This window comes from Micromonospora matsumotoense, assembly GCF_900091525.1.
GTDB classification, from domain to species: Bacteria; Actinomycetota; Actinomycetes; order Mycobacteriales; family Micromonosporaceae; genus Micromonospora; species Micromonospora matsumotoensis.
Window position 1 is genome coordinate 49,076 of sequence record NZ_FMCU01000006.1, and the last position, 16,073, is coordinate 65,148.

The 16,073-nt window shown below is 72.8% G+C and carries 14 protein-coding genes; 4 read left to right on the forward strand and 10 right to left on the reverse strand.

All coding sequences use genetic code 11. The features are described from left to right. Positions 1-106: 106 nt before the first annotated feature. The 7 genes from GA0070216_RS14165 to GA0070216_RS14195 form a co-directional block, all read right to left on the reverse strand. The gene (locus tag GA0070216_RS14165) at positions 107-1,924 is read right to left on the reverse strand and encodes a S9 family peptidase (protein WP_091245431.1); all 1,818 of its coding nucleotides are present in this window, start codon (positions 1,922-1,924) and stop codon (positions 107-109) included. Then, entirely contained in the window at positions 1,921-3,219 is a 1,299-nt protein-coding gene (locus GA0070216_RS14170; protein ID WP_091245434.1) for an MFS transporter, read from the reverse strand. The genes GA0070216_RS14165 and GA0070216_RS14170 overlap by 4 nt, the downstream gene beginning before the upstream one ends. A 451-nt stretch (positions 3,220-3,670) precedes the next feature. Beyond that, a complete protein-coding gene (locus GA0070216_RS36095) occupies positions 3,671-5,827 on the reverse strand; it encodes a CotH kinase family protein (RefSeq protein WP_425413154.1) in 2,157 nt (718 codons plus the stop codon). Then, complete coding sequence (locus GA0070216_RS14180; RefSeq protein WP_091245437.1) at positions 5,818-6,657, reverse strand: polyphosphate polymerase domain-containing protein; 840 nt, start codon at positions 6,655-6,657, stop codon at positions 5,818-5,820. Before GA0070216_RS14180 ends, GA0070216_RS36095 begins: the two co-directional genes overlap by 10 nt. Beyond that, positions 6,654-7,256: a DUF4956 domain-containing protein gene (locus tag GA0070216_RS14185; RefSeq protein WP_091245439.1), complete on the reverse strand. Its 603-nt coding sequence runs from the start codon at positions 7,254-7,256 to the stop codon at positions 6,654-6,656. The genes GA0070216_RS14180 and GA0070216_RS14185 overlap by 4 nt, the downstream gene beginning before the upstream one ends. Positions 7,257-7,620: 364 nt before the next feature. Next, entirely contained in the window at positions 7,621-8,448 is an 828-nt protein-coding gene (locus GA0070216_RS14190; protein WP_218108211.1) for a DUF72 domain-containing protein, read from the reverse strand. A gap of 216 nt (positions 8,449-8,664) precedes the next feature. Further along, a complete protein-coding gene (locus GA0070216_RS14195) occupies positions 8,665-9,576 on the reverse strand; it encodes a hypothetical protein (protein ID WP_141723096.1) in 912 nt (303 codons plus the stop codon). Between the two features lie 164 nt (positions 9,577-9,740). Between GA0070216_RS14195 and GA0070216_RS14200 the strand changes: the two genes are divergently transcribed. Next, positions 9,741-10,469, forward strand: a complete 729-nt coding sequence (locus GA0070216_RS14200) for a Clp protease N-terminal domain-containing protein (RefSeq protein ID WP_091245448.1) — start codon at positions 9,741-9,743, stop codon at positions 10,467-10,469. Between the two features lie 116 nt (positions 10,470-10,585). Here GA0070216_RS14200 and GA0070216_RS14205 read toward each other — a convergent pair whose 3' ends face one another. Beyond that, positions 10,586-11,104 carry a hypothetical protein gene (locus GA0070216_RS14205; RefSeq protein WP_091245451.1) on the reverse strand — a complete coding sequence of 173 codons (519 nt, stop codon included), beginning with the start codon at positions 11,102-11,104 and terminating at the stop codon, positions 10,586-10,588. A 104-nt stretch (positions 11,105-11,208) separates the two neighbouring features. Further along, positions 11,209-11,403 carry a DNA repair protein gene (locus tag GA0070216_RS14210; RefSeq protein WP_245722500.1) on the reverse strand — a complete coding sequence of 65 codons (195 nt, stop codon included), beginning with the start codon at positions 11,401-11,403 and terminating at the stop codon, positions 11,209-11,211. A gap of 203 nt (positions 11,404-11,606) precedes the next feature. Here GA0070216_RS14210 and GA0070216_RS14215 point away from each other — a divergent pair, with 203 nt between their 5' ends. Continuing rightward, entirely contained in the window at positions 11,607-12,269 is a 663-nt protein-coding gene (locus tag GA0070216_RS14215) for a GNAT family N-acetyltransferase (RefSeq protein WP_091245454.1), read from the forward strand. A 374-nt stretch (positions 12,270-12,643) separates the two neighbouring features. Further along, positions 12,644-13,006: an STAS domain-containing protein gene (locus GA0070216_RS14220; protein ID WP_091245457.1), complete on the forward strand. Its 363-nt coding sequence runs from the start codon at positions 12,644-12,646 to the stop codon at positions 13,004-13,006. Between the two features lie 30 nt (positions 13,007-13,036). On the opposite strand, the gene GA0070216_RS14225 is transcribed toward GA0070216_RS14220, so the two are convergent. Continuing rightward, positions 13,037-14,503, reverse strand: coding sequence for a glycoside hydrolase family 3 N-terminal domain-containing protein (locus GA0070216_RS14225; protein WP_091245460.1), 1,467 nt, complete (start codon positions 14,501-14,503; stop codon positions 13,037-13,039). A 219-nt stretch (positions 14,504-14,722) separates the two neighbouring features. Between GA0070216_RS14225 and GA0070216_RS14230 the strand changes: the two genes are divergently transcribed. After that, a complete protein-coding gene (locus GA0070216_RS14230) occupies positions 14,723-15,898 on the forward strand; it encodes an ROK family transcriptional regulator (protein WP_091245463.1) in 1,176 nt (391 codons plus the stop codon). Positions 15,899-16,073: the final 175 nt, after the last annotated feature.

Here is a 16,073-nt window from a genome sequence, read left to right on the forward strand (position 1 = left end):
CCCGAAGCTGGTCGCGGTTGCCGTTGATCGGGTCGTTCTCGACAACGTTCTTGCGCATGTCGTTCACCTCCTTTCCGTTATCGGGGGACCGGGTCACGTGCCGGGGTCAGCCCACCGGACGCGCCATCGCGAGCGCGACCGGCGTGCCTTCGTCCCGCACGCCGTCGAAGTGCCGCTGCATGAACAGCAGCACGGTCTGCATCAGAGCCAGGTGGCTCTGCGCGTCGAAGTCCTCGTGCCCGGCCCGCCGGCGGACCACCTGGTGCGGAACCCGGCGACCGGCCAGCAGCCGCGCGTAGTGCTCCACCGGTGCCGGCGGGCAGCGCACGTCACCGGTGGAGACGGCCAGCAGCACCGGGGCCCGGACCTGGTCGACGTAGGTGATCGGCGAGGACCGGGCGTAGCGCTGCGGCACCTCGCCGGGGGTGCCGCCGAACAGCAGCACGTCCAGCGCCCGTACCGCCGGGGTGGCCGCCTCGAAGGCGGCGACGTAGTCGGCGACGGGACTGATCGCGATCCCGAGCCGCCACAGCTCCGGTTGCCGGCCGAGCGCGAGCAGGGTCAGGTAGCCGCCCCACGACGTGCCCCACAGGGCGGTGCGCCGGTCCTCGACGACGCCCTCGGCGACGAGGTGGGCCCGGACCGCGGCGAGGTCCTCCAACTGGGTGAGGCCGACCCCGGCGGAGAAGTCGTTGCGCCAGGCCGCGCCGTACCCGCTGGAGCCCCGGTAGTTGACCCGGACCACCACGCAGCCGGTGCTGACCAGGACCTCGACCAGCGGGTCGTAGGCGTCGCGGGCGTGCTGGAAGGGTCCGCCGTGGACCAGGAAGACGGCCGGCCTCGGCCCGTCCCGGTCGGTCGGCACGGCGACCAGGGCGGGGATCGGACCACCGGGCCCCGGCACCCGGATCTCCTCGCGGCGGTAGTCCGTGGGTGCCGTGACGGCGTCCGGCCCGCCCGCGTCGGGCTGACCGCCGGGGTGCTCCGGCAGCTCCAGCCCGCGCACGGAACGCAGTTGGGGCGGGGTCACCGAGTCGGTCCACACGTACGCGATGTCACCGTCCGGCCAGACCGCGGCGTCCAGGATGCTGCCCGTCGGGGTGTCGACGACCGTCCGGGTCCGCCCGGCGAGGTCCACCTCGTGCAGCAGGCTGCGGGCGTGCCGGTCCTGCCGGACGAGGAGGCGCTGCCCGTCCGGGAACCAGCCGGCGGTGATCTCGGTGTCGAAGCGGCACCAGTCGTGCCGGACCAGGCCGTCGTCCGCGGTCCAGGTCGCCGGGAGGTAGCCGCCCCGGTCCTCGATCACCAGCAGCAGCCGCGCCGGGCCGGACCCGGGGGCGAAACCGAGGGCCCACACCCGCCCGTCGGCCCGGCCGGCGATGTCGGCCACCCGGCCGCCGTCGGTGGTGAACACCGTGACTGCCGCGTCGGTGGCGGCGTCGGCGCCGATCGCCGCCAGCTGCCCGGCCGGATCGAGGTCGACCAGGTACGCGTAGCCGGTGACGTGGGCCCGTTCGCTCACCCGGCCGTCGCCGGAGCGCAGGAACAGGGTCATCCCGCCGTCGTCGGACAGCCCGATCGCGGTGGTGCCGTCGGTGGCCATGGCGATGCCGGCGTGCCGGGCCGGCGGCACCGACGGCAGCGCCGCGACGGAGCGGTCGGGCCGGTCGAAGCCGCACGTCCGCCAGGTGCCGACGCCGCCGAGATCGTCGTCGAACCACCAGATGGTGGTCCCCGTCGGGTCGATCGCCGCCCGGATCGTGCCGGCCGGGCGGTCGGTCACCTGCCGGGCGGTGCCGGCGGAGCGGTCCCAGGCCAGGATCTCGCAGCGCCCCTCGGCGTCGCCGACGTAGACGGCCCGGTGCGGCGCGTGTTCGGCGACGACCGGCAGCGCCGGATAGAAGAGCCGGTGACCGCCACTCATCTGCGGGCCTCCTCGGGATCGGCGGTGGCCTCGGCGGTGGCGGCCGGGTCGGGGTCGGTCCCGGCCGTCGCGCCCGCACCGGCGCGGAGTTGGCGCAGGCTGGCGGTGGTGTACGTCGCCAGCAGCGCCAGCACGGCGGCGAAGACCAGAGCGACGGTGCCGGGGCTGTACCAGGCCACCAGGACCCCGGCCAGCAGCGGCGCCGGTGTCTGCAGCACCTCGCCGACGGTGCCCATCACGGTCGCCACCCGACCCTGGAGCTCGTCGGGCGTCAGCGCGATCACGCGGGACTGGAAGATGACCCCGAGCAGCGGGCTGAGCAGGAAGACCAGCCCGAACAGCAGCCCGTAGCTCCAGGTCTGCCGGGCCTGTGACATCGCGACGACGAGGCCCACCATGGCCCACGAGGCGAACACGATGACGGTTGTCGGCCGTACCCGGCTGAAGATCATCGGAGCGGCCAGTGCGCCGCTCAGGCCGCCCACGCTGGCGATGGTGAGGATCAGGCCGATCGACGCCGCGGGGACACCCTGCCGGCCGGCGGTCAGGATGGCGTAGTAGACGAGGGCGCCGAAGGTGAAGTTGATGCCGGCCGCCCAGATCGTGACGAACCGCAGGAACGGCTGCCGCCACACGAAGCGCAGCCCGACCTTCAGGTCGGTGCGGAACGAGGTGCGCTCTGCGCGTTCGGGCGTCAGATCGGTCCGGATGGTGGCGACGAGAGCCGCCGCGAGCAGGTAGGACAGCACGTCCGCCAGGAACGGCAGCCAGCGGGCGAGCTGGTAGAGCACGCCGCCGAGCAGCGGGCCGGTGAGTCGGGCGGCGTGGTTGCGGGCCTCCAGCCGGGACAGCGCCTTCTGGTCGTCGGCCGGCAGCAGGCGGCGGATGGCGCCGGAGCCGGCCGCCTCGTAGCCGCTCTGCGCGATCCCCTCGACGAACGCGGCGGCGGCCAGCAGTCCGAGGGTCGCCACGTCGGCCAGGAGCCCGACGAAGATCGCCGTCATCGCGCCGGCGGCGACCAGCAGCGAGCTGATCATCATGCGTTTGCGCGGCAACCGGTCGGCCAGCACCCCCGCCACCGGTGCCGCGACGAGTCGCCCGGCGAGGGCCAGGGCGCCGACCAGTCCGGCTGCCGCCGGTGAACCGGTCACGGCCAGGGTGACCAGTGGAAGCACGATCCCGGACGCCTGTGACCCAAGCTGATCAATTGCGCCGGCTATCCAATAGCGGCGGAAATCGCGACCCCGATGGGTGCTCTCTTCCGGCTTTATGTCCTGGCTGGGGGCAGCCGTCATTGCGTGGGCCGCATTGTGCTCATGTTTTTCCCAAATCTAGGTGCGAGGTCTGTGGGGGACGAGTTCGCGTGATCCGGGTGTCAATTTTTCGCCCCAATGGTGAGTGGGGTGCGTATGAGGCTAACAATGTCGTGTGCGGAAAGCAAGGATTCAAATGCGTCTAGTTACTGGCAGTTATTCGGTTGTGGGGATGATGGGAGAATTGTGCGCGTCTGTCGGGTAATCCGCGCTACGCGCCGAACCTCCGAACAGCACCCGGAACCGGCCGCTTAATAGACGGCAATCTCCGCTAAATTCTGATTTTCGACGTTGTTGCGGGAGTCGCCGCCGGCCCCGCCCACCCGGGTCCCGGCTCCGCCCGTCATGCCGGGGCCCGGGTGGGCGCGTCATGCCACCTGGCACCGGCGGCGGCGGAGGCCGGCCGCTGCCAGGTGGCCGGGCGGGCCGGCGGTCAACCCGTCGTGCAGCTCGGCACCGGGATGCCGGGGTTGCCGGTGGACGAGCCGAGGAACCCGAACGAGGTGCTGGCGCCCGCGGCGAGCGCGCCGTTGTAGGCGACGTTGCGGGCGGTGACCGTCGTGCCCTGGCTGGTCACGGTCGCGTTCCAGGCCTGGGTGACCCGCTCGCCACTGGCGTACGTCCAGGTCACGGCCCAGTTGCTGATCGCCGAGGTGCCGGCGGTGACCCGTACCTCCCCCTGGAACCCGCCGGTCCACTGGCTGGTCACCGTGTACGTCGCGGTGCAGCGCGCGGTGCCCGGAGGTGGGGTCGTGGTCGGCGGCGGCGGGGTCGTCGTGGGTGGCGGAGTCGTGGTGGGCGGCGGGGTCGTGGTCGGCGGCGGTGGGGTCGTGGTGGGGGGCGGCGGAGTAGTGGTGACCGGGCCACCCCAGCCGGCGGTGGAGTCCAACCAGGCCGCCCGGCGCAGCATCCAGTCCCGCATGGCCTGGACCTGGCCCTGCCAGGTCGACGCGGTCGGGGTGTAGAAGGGGCCGACCATCGGCGCGGTCAGGTTGGGCCAGCGCTGGAAGTTGCGCTGCGCGGCGTTGGTCAGCGGTGTGGCCAGGGCGCTGATCCGGGTCTGTAGGGCGGTGTCGGCGAGCAGGCCCCGGCGCAGCGTCTGCCAGCGGGACCGGAGCTGGTTGACGAAGGCCGGATCGCGTACCAGTTGGGGGAACCAGTCGTTGGCCACCGGCTGCCGGGTCTGCTGGTACTGCCAACCGGCGATCTGGTCGTTGCCGAAGTAGCCGCCGACGCCGAAGGTGAGGTCGTAGTCCCACAGCGGGCCGGCGAAGATCTTGGTGTCGCGGTCCTTGTAGAAGTACGCGCTGCGGATGTAGGAGTCCATCTCCCGGCTGAGTTCGTTGAGGACCATCTGGTCCACGAACGAGTCGACGTCGATGTACTTCCGGTAGCCGGTGACCGGGTCGGCGGAGTTCGCCGCCCGCAGCACGTTGTGGAATTCCTGCACGTAGCCCCGCAGCCAGTCCCGCTGGGGCGCCTGCAACGGTGACGGGTCCCGCACCTCGAGATAGTTCCAGCAGGTCGCCGCCGGCCCGGTGCAGGTCAGCATCGGCTCCTCGGCGGCCAGCCACTCGAAGCTCCAGATGTACCCGCCCTGGATCTTGGGCAGGGTCAGGTCGTCCTCGTCGAGCTGCTTGAGGTCGAGCCGGTTCTTGGAGTTCTTGATCGTCTCCACGATCATGTAGACGCCCATGTAGTCACCGGCGGCCACCGGGGCGGCGTCGGTGTTGAGGTAGAACTCCACGAACCGGTACCTCGGCGCCGGCATGCCCATCTCGCGCCCGAGATCGTAGACGAGCGCCTCCCGGATCAACGCCTTGTCGCTGAACGGCCCGCGCAGCACCCAGTCGGAGTCGGCCGGCATGCCCAGCACCGGATAGTCGGCGTCGGCGTTGTCGTTGCCCCGCAGCTCGACGCGGTACGGCGTCTTCTCGAACGACGCCGACGACTGTCCGCGCAGGTGGAAACCGGCGCGGGTGGCGACCGTCGGGGTCGCGGCCAGCGAGGTGGTGCCACCGCCACCCGGCTCGAAGATCATGGCGGTGGCGTCGAGATACTCACGGGCGGGTTTGCCGGCACCGTACGAGTCGAGCAGGACCACCGGCAGGTCGTGGGCGGTGGCGACGTTCTGGGCGACGTACATGGCGGTCCCGGGCGCACCGGACGCGGTCTGGCCGACGAAGGCCTGCACGCGTAGCTGGGTGGTACGGGTGAACCGCAGCGGTGTGCCCGCGTACAGCGGCGACTGGGCGGTGGGCAGCCGGCCGTCGGTGGTGTAGCGCAACTGCGCGCCGCTGATCGCGGTGCTCAGCGACACCGTCACCTCCCCCTGGAAGGTGCCACTCGGCCGGGAGAAGACGATGTCGCCGACCAGGTCGTCCGCTGCCGCCTCGGCGGCGACGGCGTCGGCGGCGGAGGTGTCCAGGCCGGTGGTGACTCCGGCGCGGGCGGGGGCCGGGGCGGCGGTCGCGGTGGACGGTCCGGCACTCGCCGGTGCCGTGAGCGGCACGAGGAGCCCGGTGAGGAGCACGGCCACGGCCGCGATCCCGCTGGTGCGACGGGTGGGCGTGCGAGCGGTCAGACGCACGATGTCTCCTGGGTGACTCGTGGGGTGGTGGTGGGTGCCGGTGCCGGCGCTGCCGACACGGTGGCGTCGCGGAAGTGGCGGCGCAGCGTCCGTCGCCACGGCACGTCCGGCAGGTCCGGTCGCAGGGCGGCCAGGCCGGTGGCGTACTTCGAGATGCGGGCGGGTCGAGTGCCGCGCTGCCACAGCAGCCGGTCGACCGGGCAGGCCGCCGACCGGGTCTTGGTCTCGATCACCGCGACCCCGGGCAGACCCAGGGCGTGGCGGTCGTCCCGCCAGTGCAGATCGGTGTCGATGGTGACCCGGCTCGCGGTCGCCGGCAGCAGCAGCGTGGTACGCCGGTAGCCGGTCACCAGCACCGGTTCGAGGTGGCCACCGGCGGGGGCGGGTCGGATCGACCCGCGGCCGAGCGCCTCGTCGACGAAGTCCTGCCCCGACCGGACGGTACGACGGTCCTCCGTCCGGTAGGGCAGCCGGTGCTTGGTGACCAGCCCCCGGGCTCCGCTGAGCTTGACTTCCAGCCAGCACTGCGCCGAGTCGAGATAGGTGCGGGTACGCACCTTGAAGCGTCGCCGTCGCCGGTGCGCCGCGCAGTGGTAGCTGGCCAGGCACGGGGTGTCGAAGTACACCGACTCGTAGCGGAAGGTGCGCGTGCCGTCGATGTCCAGCACCCGGGCGTACGGGGCGACCCGGTCGAGCAGGCCCGGCAGGTCGTCCAGCGCGACGAGGTACTTGCGGTCCACCCGGCTCTGCAGCGCGGCCCGGTCGATCAGCTCGGCGAGCTCGACGGGGGGCAGGTCGGCCAACGCCGACGCGAACGGCGGCGGGGTCATCGACGTGCTCCCGCCGGCACCGGCGAACCGGGGGTGGACGCCGGGGTACGGCGGGCCACCGAGTAGCGCACGTCGACCACGGTGGTCTCGTTGACCAGGTCGACCCGCTGGGAGGTGGCGACGTGCACCCGGGCGTGGAGCAGTTGTTCCAGGTGGGCGACGAGTACGGCGTGGTCGGTGACGGCCGAGTCGAGCACCAGGATCTGATGCCGGTAGTGCCGGAACACGCGGCGGTGGTCCCCGAGGAACATCACCGCGACGATGAGCGCCATCAGGCCGCCGTTGAGCCAGACCGAGTTGGTGCTCAGCGCGCCGAGGAGGCCCAGGGCGAGCGCCGAGAAGTAGTACGCCACCTCGTGCTGGTCCAGTTCGGTCGAGCGGAGCCGGATGATGGACAGCACCCCGAACAGGGCCATCCCCAGCCCGACTCCGGCACCGACGTTGCTGGCGCTCAGTGCGCTGGCGACCGCGAGGACCCCGACGTTGACCCCGAGGTAGGCGACGACGAGGTCGCGGCGTCGATGTCGGGGGAAGTAGAGCCCGAACACGAGCAGCGCCACCGCGCAGATGTCGATCGCGAACAGGACGACCTGCGTCATGTCTCTGGTTCCTCCTGGCTCGTCGGCGTGCGGGTCCGGCACCGCCTGCGTCAGCTCGGGGAGAAGCCACGGCGGATAGCCGGAGCCGATCATCTTTTCGGTAAACTTTCGGTTACTCTTTCGGTACTGTAGGCATAACATCGAGCAACGTCAATCAAATGTCCTACGGGGAAGACGTGGCGAGACGGCAGTGGGACTCCTGGTTGGGGCCTGAGGGGGAGGGGTCGGTGGGTGCCGCCCTCGGCAGGTCGTTCGGGTGCGGCGCTCGAAACTTTCGATCCTGGCTGCCGCGGGCGGCCTGCACCGACGGCCGGCGCGGTGCGGGACGGCCTGACGTCGCCGACGGCCGACGCGGTGCGGGGTGTCAGAACAGGGTGAGCGGCCCGACCGGGATCGGCTCGGGCAGCGCGGCCAGCGCGGGCACCCGGGCCCGTACCTCGTCGTGGAACCGGCGGGCGAGCGGCGGTGCGTCGGCATTGTCCGGGGTGTGCACGAACATGGTCGGTGACCGGCCCTCCCGCAGCCAGCCGACGGTGATCTCGACCCAACGCTGCCAGCCCTCGACGGTCTCCGCCTCGGCGTCGCGGCCGAGGTACCGGATGATCGGCCGGTCGGTCAGCGCCGCCGTCCGCAACGGCAGGCGGGGTTTCTTGGTCCACGCCTCCCGCTCCGCGTCACTGGTCGGCGGGGTACGGAAGAACGCGGTGGTGTCGAACGGCACCCACTCGGCCGAGGCGTCGGCGAGCACCCCTTCCAGCAGTCGCGTCGCGCCGGCTTCCCGGAAGAAGGCGGGATGCCGGACCTCCACCGCGTACCGGTGTTCGGCGGGCAGCCGGCGCAGGAAGTCGGCGAGCACGGGGACGTCCGTCGGCGCGAACGACCCCGGCAACTGGATCCACAGGGCGTGCGCCCGGCTGCCGAGTGGCGCGATCGCGTCGAAGTAGGTTCGCAGCGGCGCGTCGGCGTCGACGAGCCGGCGTTCGTGGGTGACGGTCTTCGGCAGTTTGAGGACGAACCGGAAGTCCGGGTCGGTCTGCCGGGCCCAGCCCGCCACGGTCTCCGGGGTCGGGGTCGCGTAGAAGGTGGTGTTCCCCTCGACCGCGTCGCACCAGCCGGCGTAGTGTCGCAGTCGCTCCTGCGCCGGGAGCGGGTGGACGATCAGCCGCCCCTGCCACGACCGGTGGGTCCACATCGCGCAGCCGACGTGTAACCGCATGATCCCGTTCCTCCCGCAGCGCCACCCGACCCGGTCCGTCGCCGCACGGTATCGGAGCGCCGTCGGCCCGGGGCGAGCGGTCCGGCGAGGGGCGGGCGTGGCCGGTCGCCCCTCGCCCACCACCCGTCGGCGCAATGGTGGACCGACGGGTGCGGCGGCCCGCCCGGAGTGGACGGGCCGCCGCACCGGGGATCAGGTGATCGAGGCGAGCAGGAAGGTGGCGGAGCAGGTGACCCCGCCGTTGTTGGTGTAGTAGGCGAGGTACTGCCGCTGGACGGTGCCGTTGGAGTTCACCACCTGCTGGTAGTAGCTGCTGGTGACGCCGAACTGGCAGGTGCCGGTGGACACGGCGGGGTTGAGGCCGGGCAGGTAGACCAGCGTCGTCGGGTTGGCGTTGTTCCACACCGATCCGCTGGAGGCCGACGGCGCGAGCGTGCCGGCGGACCAGGTGGTCGAGGTGGAGGTGCTGCCCAGTAGGGCGCTGCCGGCGCAGGTGATGGTGCCGACGTTCTTGACGGTGAAGTAGAACTTCCGCTCACCGTTGGTCTGCCGGGCGTACCAGGAACTGGTCACCTCGAGCTGGCAGGGGGTGGCGCTGGTGGCACCGCTGGGAGCGACCCCGGGCAGGTAGGCGACGTTGGTCGGGTTGTTGTTCCAGACCGAGGTGACCGAACTGCCGGGGGCGAGGCCGCCGAGCGCCCAGGTGGCCCCGGAACTCAGCGAGCTGAGCATGACCTGGGTGCCGCAGGCGATGGCACCGGTGTTGCGGATCGTCCAGTTGAACCGGCGCTCGCCACTGTAGAGCTGGGTGTACCAGCTCCTGGTCACCTGGAACTGGCACGGCTGGCTGGTGCTGGCCCCGGTCGGGGAGAGCCCCACCTGGTAGACGGCGCCGGCGGGGTTGTTGTTCCACTGCCAGTTCTGGGTGGCGCCCGCGGCGAGGGTGCCCGAGTACCAGGAGGCGACGAGGGTGGTCTTGGCGGCGCGGTCAGGGGCCGACCGGCCGGCGTCGGGGGCGGCCGACGCGGCCGTGGCGCCCAGGGCGGTGGTGAGGAGCAGCGCGGTGGTGGCGAGCGCGGCGAGGCGTTTCATCGTTCCGGGCATGGGGGTACGGAACCTCCTCCGGTCACAGAGACCGATATCGATAAGTGGCAGCCTTGATGCTGCGCTAGGAGTTCGCCGGATCACCGAGAGTGTCGGGATGTACTCACTCGGGGTTTCGTCAACTTCTAGTTGACGGTGCGCGTCCGTCAACCTATGGTTGACGCATGACGGAATCCACTCCACTCCCACACCCGGTCCGCCTCGACGAGCTGATCCAGGCCATCAAGAAGGCCCGCCCGGACGCCCTCGACCAGCTCACCGACGCGGTGGTCGTCGCCGATCACCTCGGTGACCTCGCCGACCACCTGATCGGCCACTTCGTCGACCAGGCCCGCCGCTCCGGCGCCTCCTGGACGGAGATCGGCAACAGCATGGGGGTGAGCAAGCAGGCTGCCCAGAAGCGCTCCGCGACGAAGGCCGAGGCGGCGGCGACGCTGGACCCCAACGCCGGGTTCAGCCGCTTCACCCCGCGGGCCCGCAACGTGGTGATCGCCTCGCAGGAGGAGGCCCGAGGCGCCGGCAACGCGGAGATCCGGCCGGAGCATCTGGTGCTCGGCCTGCTCGCCGAACCGGACGGCCTCGCGGCCAAGGCCCTGGTCGCCGAGGGGCTGAGCCCGGCGGCCGTCCGGGAGGCGGTCACGGCGGCGCTGCCCGCGCCGACCGACCAGGTCCCCGACCTGATCCCGTACGACGCGCAGGGCAAGAAAGCCCTCGAACTCACCTTCCGGGAAGCGTTGCGGCTCGGGCACAACTACATCGGCACCGAGCACATCCTGCTGGCGCTGTTGGAGTGGGAGGACGGCACCGGCGTGCTGTCCGGGCTGGGCCTGACCAAGGACGGGGTCGAGTCTCAGATGGCCGCCGCGCTCGCCGGCTTCGCCGCCGGGAAGTAGCGCACCGACCGGCGCTGCGGTGGCCACCACCACGACGCGCGCCGAGCCCACCGGAGCGGGTGGTACTTCCGGCGGTGGCCGGGCGCGGCACCGGGGCGCGCCCGGCCACCGCCGGCTCAGTCGGCGGCGGGGAAGCCGTACCGCAGCGCGTGCTCCGGGTCGGCCGGGTCGATCTGCCGGACGCCGGCGTCGGCGAGGCGCTTGTTGACCTCGTCGAGCTGCTCGCGCACCAGCCGGGCCTCCTCCTCGGTGACCCGGCCCCGGTGCGGCTTCCCGGCGTGGTCGAGGGTGCCGTAGTCGATCTTTTCGGGGCTCTTGCGGGCCTTCGGCGGGCGGACCCGCTCGGCCGTCCGCAACAGCTGTGCCATCGGCGTGTCGGTCGCCATCGCGTCGAACTCGCTGGCGGTGAGCACCACCCGGCGAGGTTCTCCGCCGGCGTGCCGGTCGTGGATCTCGACCACCGCCACGTCGAGCGCGGCGTCGTCGATGCCCTCCACCTCGGTCACGGTGGCGTCCAACTGCACGGGCCCGGCCACCAGATCGGGGTGCTCCAGCACGACGACCCTGACCACCTCGTCGTCGGGACGCAGCACGGTGCCGCTGAAGTCGGAGACGTGGATCGTCTTCTTGCCCATGCGCTGCGCTTCTCCTGTCGCTGGCCGGAATCGACCACAGGACGCTACCCGACAGGTGTGCGAACGCCCCGGCCGGACACCCCGGCCGGTCGGTGGTCGGTTTCTCAGCGGGCGGTGAGGCCGCGTCGGATGGAGGAGCCGGCGGGGAGGGTGTCGAGTTCGCTCCAGGAGAGTCGGGCGTCGACACCGCGACCGCACCGGGCCTCCCGGTACCGCGGCTGGGCCGGGAACCGGCCGGCCGCCTCCGCCGTACCCCAGAATCGCGTGTTGTCCGGCTGGTACCGGTCATTCGGCTGCATAGGCATGACCATTACCGTCCCAAAGAAAGGTGTCCATGTATGGAAATAGATATGACGGGCGGTCGATGGACCGGGTTCCGGTGAGGCAGGTCACGGTCTGGTGCTCCGCTACCCGGGACGCGACACCGGCAACCGGGCGTCGGCCGGGACGGGGCGGCGTACCGTGGATCATGGAAGCGGCCATCAGGTGAGAGGGGCGGGCGGTGCTGGACCGGCGGTTGTACCTGCACCTGGCGACCTGGCTCGGGCAGTGGCCCGCCGGACCCGGCCGGCACGTGGTCGGCTCCTGGCGGCGGGCGCGCCCGGCCTGGGACGGCCGCCTCCGCCCGGCCGTCGCGGTCCGGGTCGACGGCAGTGAGGTGCTCTCCGTGCCGCCGCGACAGGTCGAGGCCGTCCGGGCGCTCGTCGAAGGACCACGGTCCGCGCTGTACGAGGCGCTGCCGGCGGCGGTCGGTCAGCCCGGTTGGGTGGTCCACGACGACGTCTTCCGGTGGTGTCTCGCGCCGGCGGCGCTGCCCGACGTGGGCGGCTGGACCACCCCCACCGATCCGGCCTTTCCACCCTGGCTGCACCTGTTCGACTCCGAGGTGCTCGTGGTCCGGGACGCCGACGGCGGCTACCTGGCCGGCGTCGGGATCAAGCGACACGACGCGTACGGGCACGAACTGGCGGTCGGGACGGTGCCGGCGGCGCGCGGCCGGGGGTTGGCCCGCCGGCTCGTCGCGCAGGCCGCCCGCCGGGTGCTCGACGAGGGCGCGGTGCCGACCTACCGGCACGACCCCGCGAACGCCGGTTCCGCCCGGGTCGCCGAGGCGGCCGGATTCCCGGACCGGGGCTGGTCGTCGTGCGGCGTCTACCCGCCCTGACCGGCCCGGGTGGCCCTCCGGGTGGCGCGCGGACCGTGGATCCCGGGCCGGATCCACGGTCCGCAACCTGCCCCAGGTCCCACCGTGACCGGCATCACCGGCCGACCCTCGGCGCTGGTTACGCTATGTACTTTTCTGTACACCAGGCAAGGGCGTCCGGCGCGTTGCCATTGTCCGGTACTGGACTTGAGCTGCGAAGAGAGGATTCCGGCACCTTTCGACTCCCGGTAACGCACAGTGGTCGACCGGGGTGTCGCCAATGCCCCGGCGGCGGCCCGGCCGAGCGATGTCAGGACCCACCGGTATGGTCGGGCGTCGCACCGAGGGTCGGCGCGCACGGTCAGCGGTGACCGGTTGACCAGGAGTGGACGGATATGCAGTTGCCGACGCCGGGCGAGGGGTCCGGCCGGGTGGTGCTGGCACCGGTGGGGGACCTGGACATCGCCACCGTCCCCGGGCTGGAACGCACTCTCGACGAGGCACTCGGCCGGGTCGGCCTGTTGGAGATCGTCGTCGACCTCTCCGCCGTCACCTTCCTCGACTCCACGGCGGTGGCCGCGTTGCTGCGCGGGGCGGCCGAGGCGGTCGGCCGGGGAGCCACCCTGCGTCTGATCGACCCGCAACCGGTGGTGTCCCGGGTGCTGCGGATCACTGCGGTCGGGCGGCTGCTCGGCCTTCCCGACGACCACGGAGACCGGCCCCCCGGCGTCGCCGACCCGGCCCCCTGGCGTCGCTGACCCGGCCGGGCCCGGTGCGGGCGTCGTGCTTCAGTCGGTCAGGCCGAGTGCCTCGGCCGCCGCGCGGCCGTTGGCGTGGCTCGCCCCGTAGGTCGTGACGAAGGCCCGCACCCCCTCCGGTCGCCACCGCCCCGGCCAGCCCATCTCCACCACCGTCACCGAATGCGTCGCGGCCAGCGCCCCGACCAGGGCGGGACCGCCGGGCAGTCGGTGCAGGTGCCGCCCGACCAGCACGATCGGCCGACCGGCGGCGAGCCGCCCCACCGCGGCCGGATCGGCCTCGGTGGCGATCACCCGGACCTGCGCGACATCGGACAGGTGGGGACCCAGCCCCCAGGGCACCCGGCCCTCGGCGATGGTGGCGGCGGCGTACACCTGCACCACGAGCGGCCGTCCCAGCCCGGTCAGGTCGCCCTCGACCCGGACGGCCCGGCGGGCGGCCTGGTACCCGAGACCGGCCGGGACGGGGGCGGGCGGGACGGGCAGGTCGCGCGGGAGGGCGTCCAGGGTCCAGGCGGCGAGCGCGGCGGCCCGGCCGGCGGCCTGCTCCACCCGGGCCCGGTCCAGCCGGCCGTCGCCGATCGCCCCGATGATCTCGGCCACCACCCGCTCGACCAGCGCGGCGTCGACCTTCGCGCCCACGCAGAGCAGGTCCGCCCCGGCGGCCAGCGCCCGTACGGCGGCCGACCCGACCCCACCGGCGGCGACGGCCGCGCCCTTCATCTCCAACGCGTCGGTGATCACCGCGCCGGTGAAGCCGTACTCGCCGCGCAGCAGGTCGACCAGGACGGCCCGGCTGAAGGTGGCCGGCCCGTCCCCGGTCAGCGCCGGCACCCGGATGTGCGCCGTCATGACCGCCTGCACGCCCGCGTCGACCACCGCCGCGAAGGGCGGCAGGTCACGGGCCCGCAGCAGCGCCGCGTCGGCGTCCACGGTGGGCAACTCGTGGTGGGAGTCGGCGATGGTGGCGCCGTGGCCCGGGAAGTGCTTGGCGCAGGCCGCCACCCCGACGGATTGGAGGCCCGTCACCGCCGCGGCCGAGTGCGCGGCCACCCGGGCCGGGTCGGCGCCGAACGCGCGGGTGCCGATCACCGGGTTGTCGTCGGCGGTGTTGACGTCGACCGTGGGGGCCAGATCGACGGTGACGCCGACGGCGGCCAGTTCGGCGCCGATGGCCGCGTAGATCCGGTGGGTGAGGGTGGTGTCGTCGACCGCGCCGAGCGCCGCGTTGCCCGGGTACGGGCTGCCGGTGGCGTGCGCCAGCCGGGTGACGTCGCCGCCCTCCTCGTCGATGGCGACCAGCACGTCGGGCCGGGCGGCCCGCAGCGCGGCGGTGCTCGCCGCCAACTGGGCCGGGTCGTGCACGTTGGTGCCGAACAGGGTGTGCCCGGCGAGCCCCTCGGCGACCAGGTCGACCGCCCAGTCCGGCGGCACCGGCCCCGGGTATGCGGCCAGCAGTGTGCCCAGCACCAGCCGGCGCAGCCCTGGATCCCCCATCTGACTCTCCCTCTCGTCGCCGCCCGGCACGGACGCCGGTGTGCGGACGCCTCGCCCGGACGCCCCCGGGTCTCCGGCCCCTGCACCGCCGGACGGCACGAGTGTCGTCGCAGGCGGCCGGGTCGTCCGAGTCTCCCGGCGTGGGCCGGCCGATACGCTACGGACATCCCTGATCAGCGCGATTCGTTAGCAGAGTTTACGAAAACCAGAGGACGTGGCATGAGTGCGACCCGGCTGCCCGGCACCCCCCGACTGTTGCGGGCGCTCAACGACCGTGCGGCGCTGGAGCTGCTGCTCGAACGCGGCCCGCTCACCCGCGCCCGGCTCGGTGAGCTGACCGGCCTGTCCAAGGTCACCGCCTCGCAGCTGGTCGAGCGGCTGGAGGAACGCGGGCTGGTCGCCCGGGTCGGCGAGCAGGCCGGTGGGCGGGGCCCGAACGCGCAGCTCTACGCCGTCCGGCCGGGCAGCGCGTACGTGGTCGGGGTGGACGTCGGCGCGGAACGGGTGATGGCCGCCTGCGCGGACATCACCGGCGCGGTGGTCAGCCAGGTGGAGCAGTCCACCCGGGACACCGACGACCCGGTCGGCGTGGTGCACACCGCGGTGGTGCAGGCGGCCAGCCGGGCGGGCGCACAGCTGGACAGCGTCCGGCGGGTGGTGCTCGGCACCCCGGGTCTGGTCGATCCGGCGACCGGCGACATCACCTTCGCCTTCAATCTGCCCCGCTGGCACCGGGGGCTGCTCGCCGCGCTGCGGGAGGACCTGCACACCCCGGTCGTCTTCGAGAACGACGTCAACCTGGCCGCCGTCGCCGAGGCGCAGTCCGGGGCGGCGCAGGGGGTGGCGGACTTCGTGCTGGTCTGGGTGGGTGCCGGCGTCGGGCTGGCGATCATGCTGGGTGGTCGGCTGCACCACGGCAGCAGCGGCGCGGCCGGTGAGATCGGTTACCTGCCGGTGCCGGGGGTGCCGATTCCCCGGGACGTCTCGCGCCGGGCCAAGCCGGCATTCCAGCAACTCGCCGGGGCGGACGCGGTCCGGGCGGTGGCCCGCGAGCACGGCATCGACGCGCCCGACGCGGCCGACGCGGTGCGCGCCGCCATCGCCGCCGGCACCACCGGCGGCCCGCTCCTCGACGAGTTGGCCCGCCGGCTCGCCCTCGGCGTGGCCAGCACCTGCGTGGTGCTGGACCCGCCGCTGGTGGTGCTCGCCGGTGAGGTGGGGCAGGCCGGCGGCGTGGCGTTGGCCGAGCGGGTGCAGCACGAGGTGGCCGCGATCACCCTGGTCCGACCCCGGGTGGTGCCCACCGGGCTGACCGAGGAGCCGATCCTGCGGGGGGCGCTGCGCACCGCGCTGGACGCGGTCCGGGACGAGGTGTTCGGGTCGACCGTCGGCTGACCGTGCGCCCCGCCACCCCGCCTCCATGTGAAGGAATACTCCAGCACGGCCCCCGATCTCGGCAAGATATCGCCAGGATCGGGGGCGGTCGCCGCAGTGGTCCGGCGTCGTACGGGTAGTGCTTCGTGGGTGGGGGACGAACTGGTGCGGGTTTACCGCACCGGGCGGCCCGCCC

Coding starts and splice junctions, on each gene's coding strand:
- GA0070216_RS14225 (WP_091245460.1), bottom strand. CDS start 14,503: ATGGGGGATCCAGGGCTGCGCCGGCTGGTGCTGGGCACACTGCTGGCC.
- GA0070216_RS14220 (WP_091245457.1), top strand. CDS start 12,644: ATGCAGTTGCCGACGCCGGGCGAGGGGTCCGGCCGGGTGGTGCTGGCA.
- GA0070216_RS14170 (WP_091245434.1), bottom strand. CDS start 3,219: ATGACGGCTGCCCCCAGCCAGGACATAAAGCCGGAAGAGAGCACCCAT.
- GA0070216_RS14165 (WP_091245431.1), bottom strand. CDS start 1,924: ATGAGTGGCGGTCACCGGCTCTTCTATCCGGCGCTGCCGGTCGTCGCC.
- GA0070216_RS14185 (WP_091245439.1), bottom strand. CDS start 7,256: ATGACGCAGGTCGTCCTGTTCGCGATCGACATCTGCGCGGTGGCGCTG.
- GA0070216_RS14200 (WP_091245448.1), top strand. CDS start 9,741: ATGACGGAATCCACTCCACTCCCACACCCGGTCCGCCTCGACGAGCTG.
- GA0070216_RS14195 (WP_141723096.1), bottom strand. CDS start 9,576: ATGCCCGGAACGATGAAACGCCTCGCCGCGCTCGCCACCACCGCGCTG.
- GA0070216_RS14190 (WP_218108211.1), bottom strand. CDS start 8,448: ATGTGGACCCACCGGTCGTGGCAGGGGCGGCTGATCGTCCACCCGCTC.
- GA0070216_RS14210 (WP_245722500.1), bottom strand. CDS start 11,403: ATGCAGCCGAATGACCGGTACCAGCCGGACAACACGCGATTCTGGGGT.
- GA0070216_RS14205 (WP_091245451.1), bottom strand. CDS start 11,104: ATGGGCAAGAAGACGATCCACGTCTCCGACTTCAGCGGCACCGTGCTG.
- GA0070216_RS14230 (WP_091245463.1), top strand. CDS start 14,723: ATGAGTGCGACCCGGCTGCCCGGCACCCCCCGACTGTTGCGGGCGCTC.
- GA0070216_RS14180 (WP_091245437.1), bottom strand. CDS start 6,657: ATGACCCCGCCGCCGTTCGCGTCGGCGTTGGCCGACCTGCCCCCCGTC.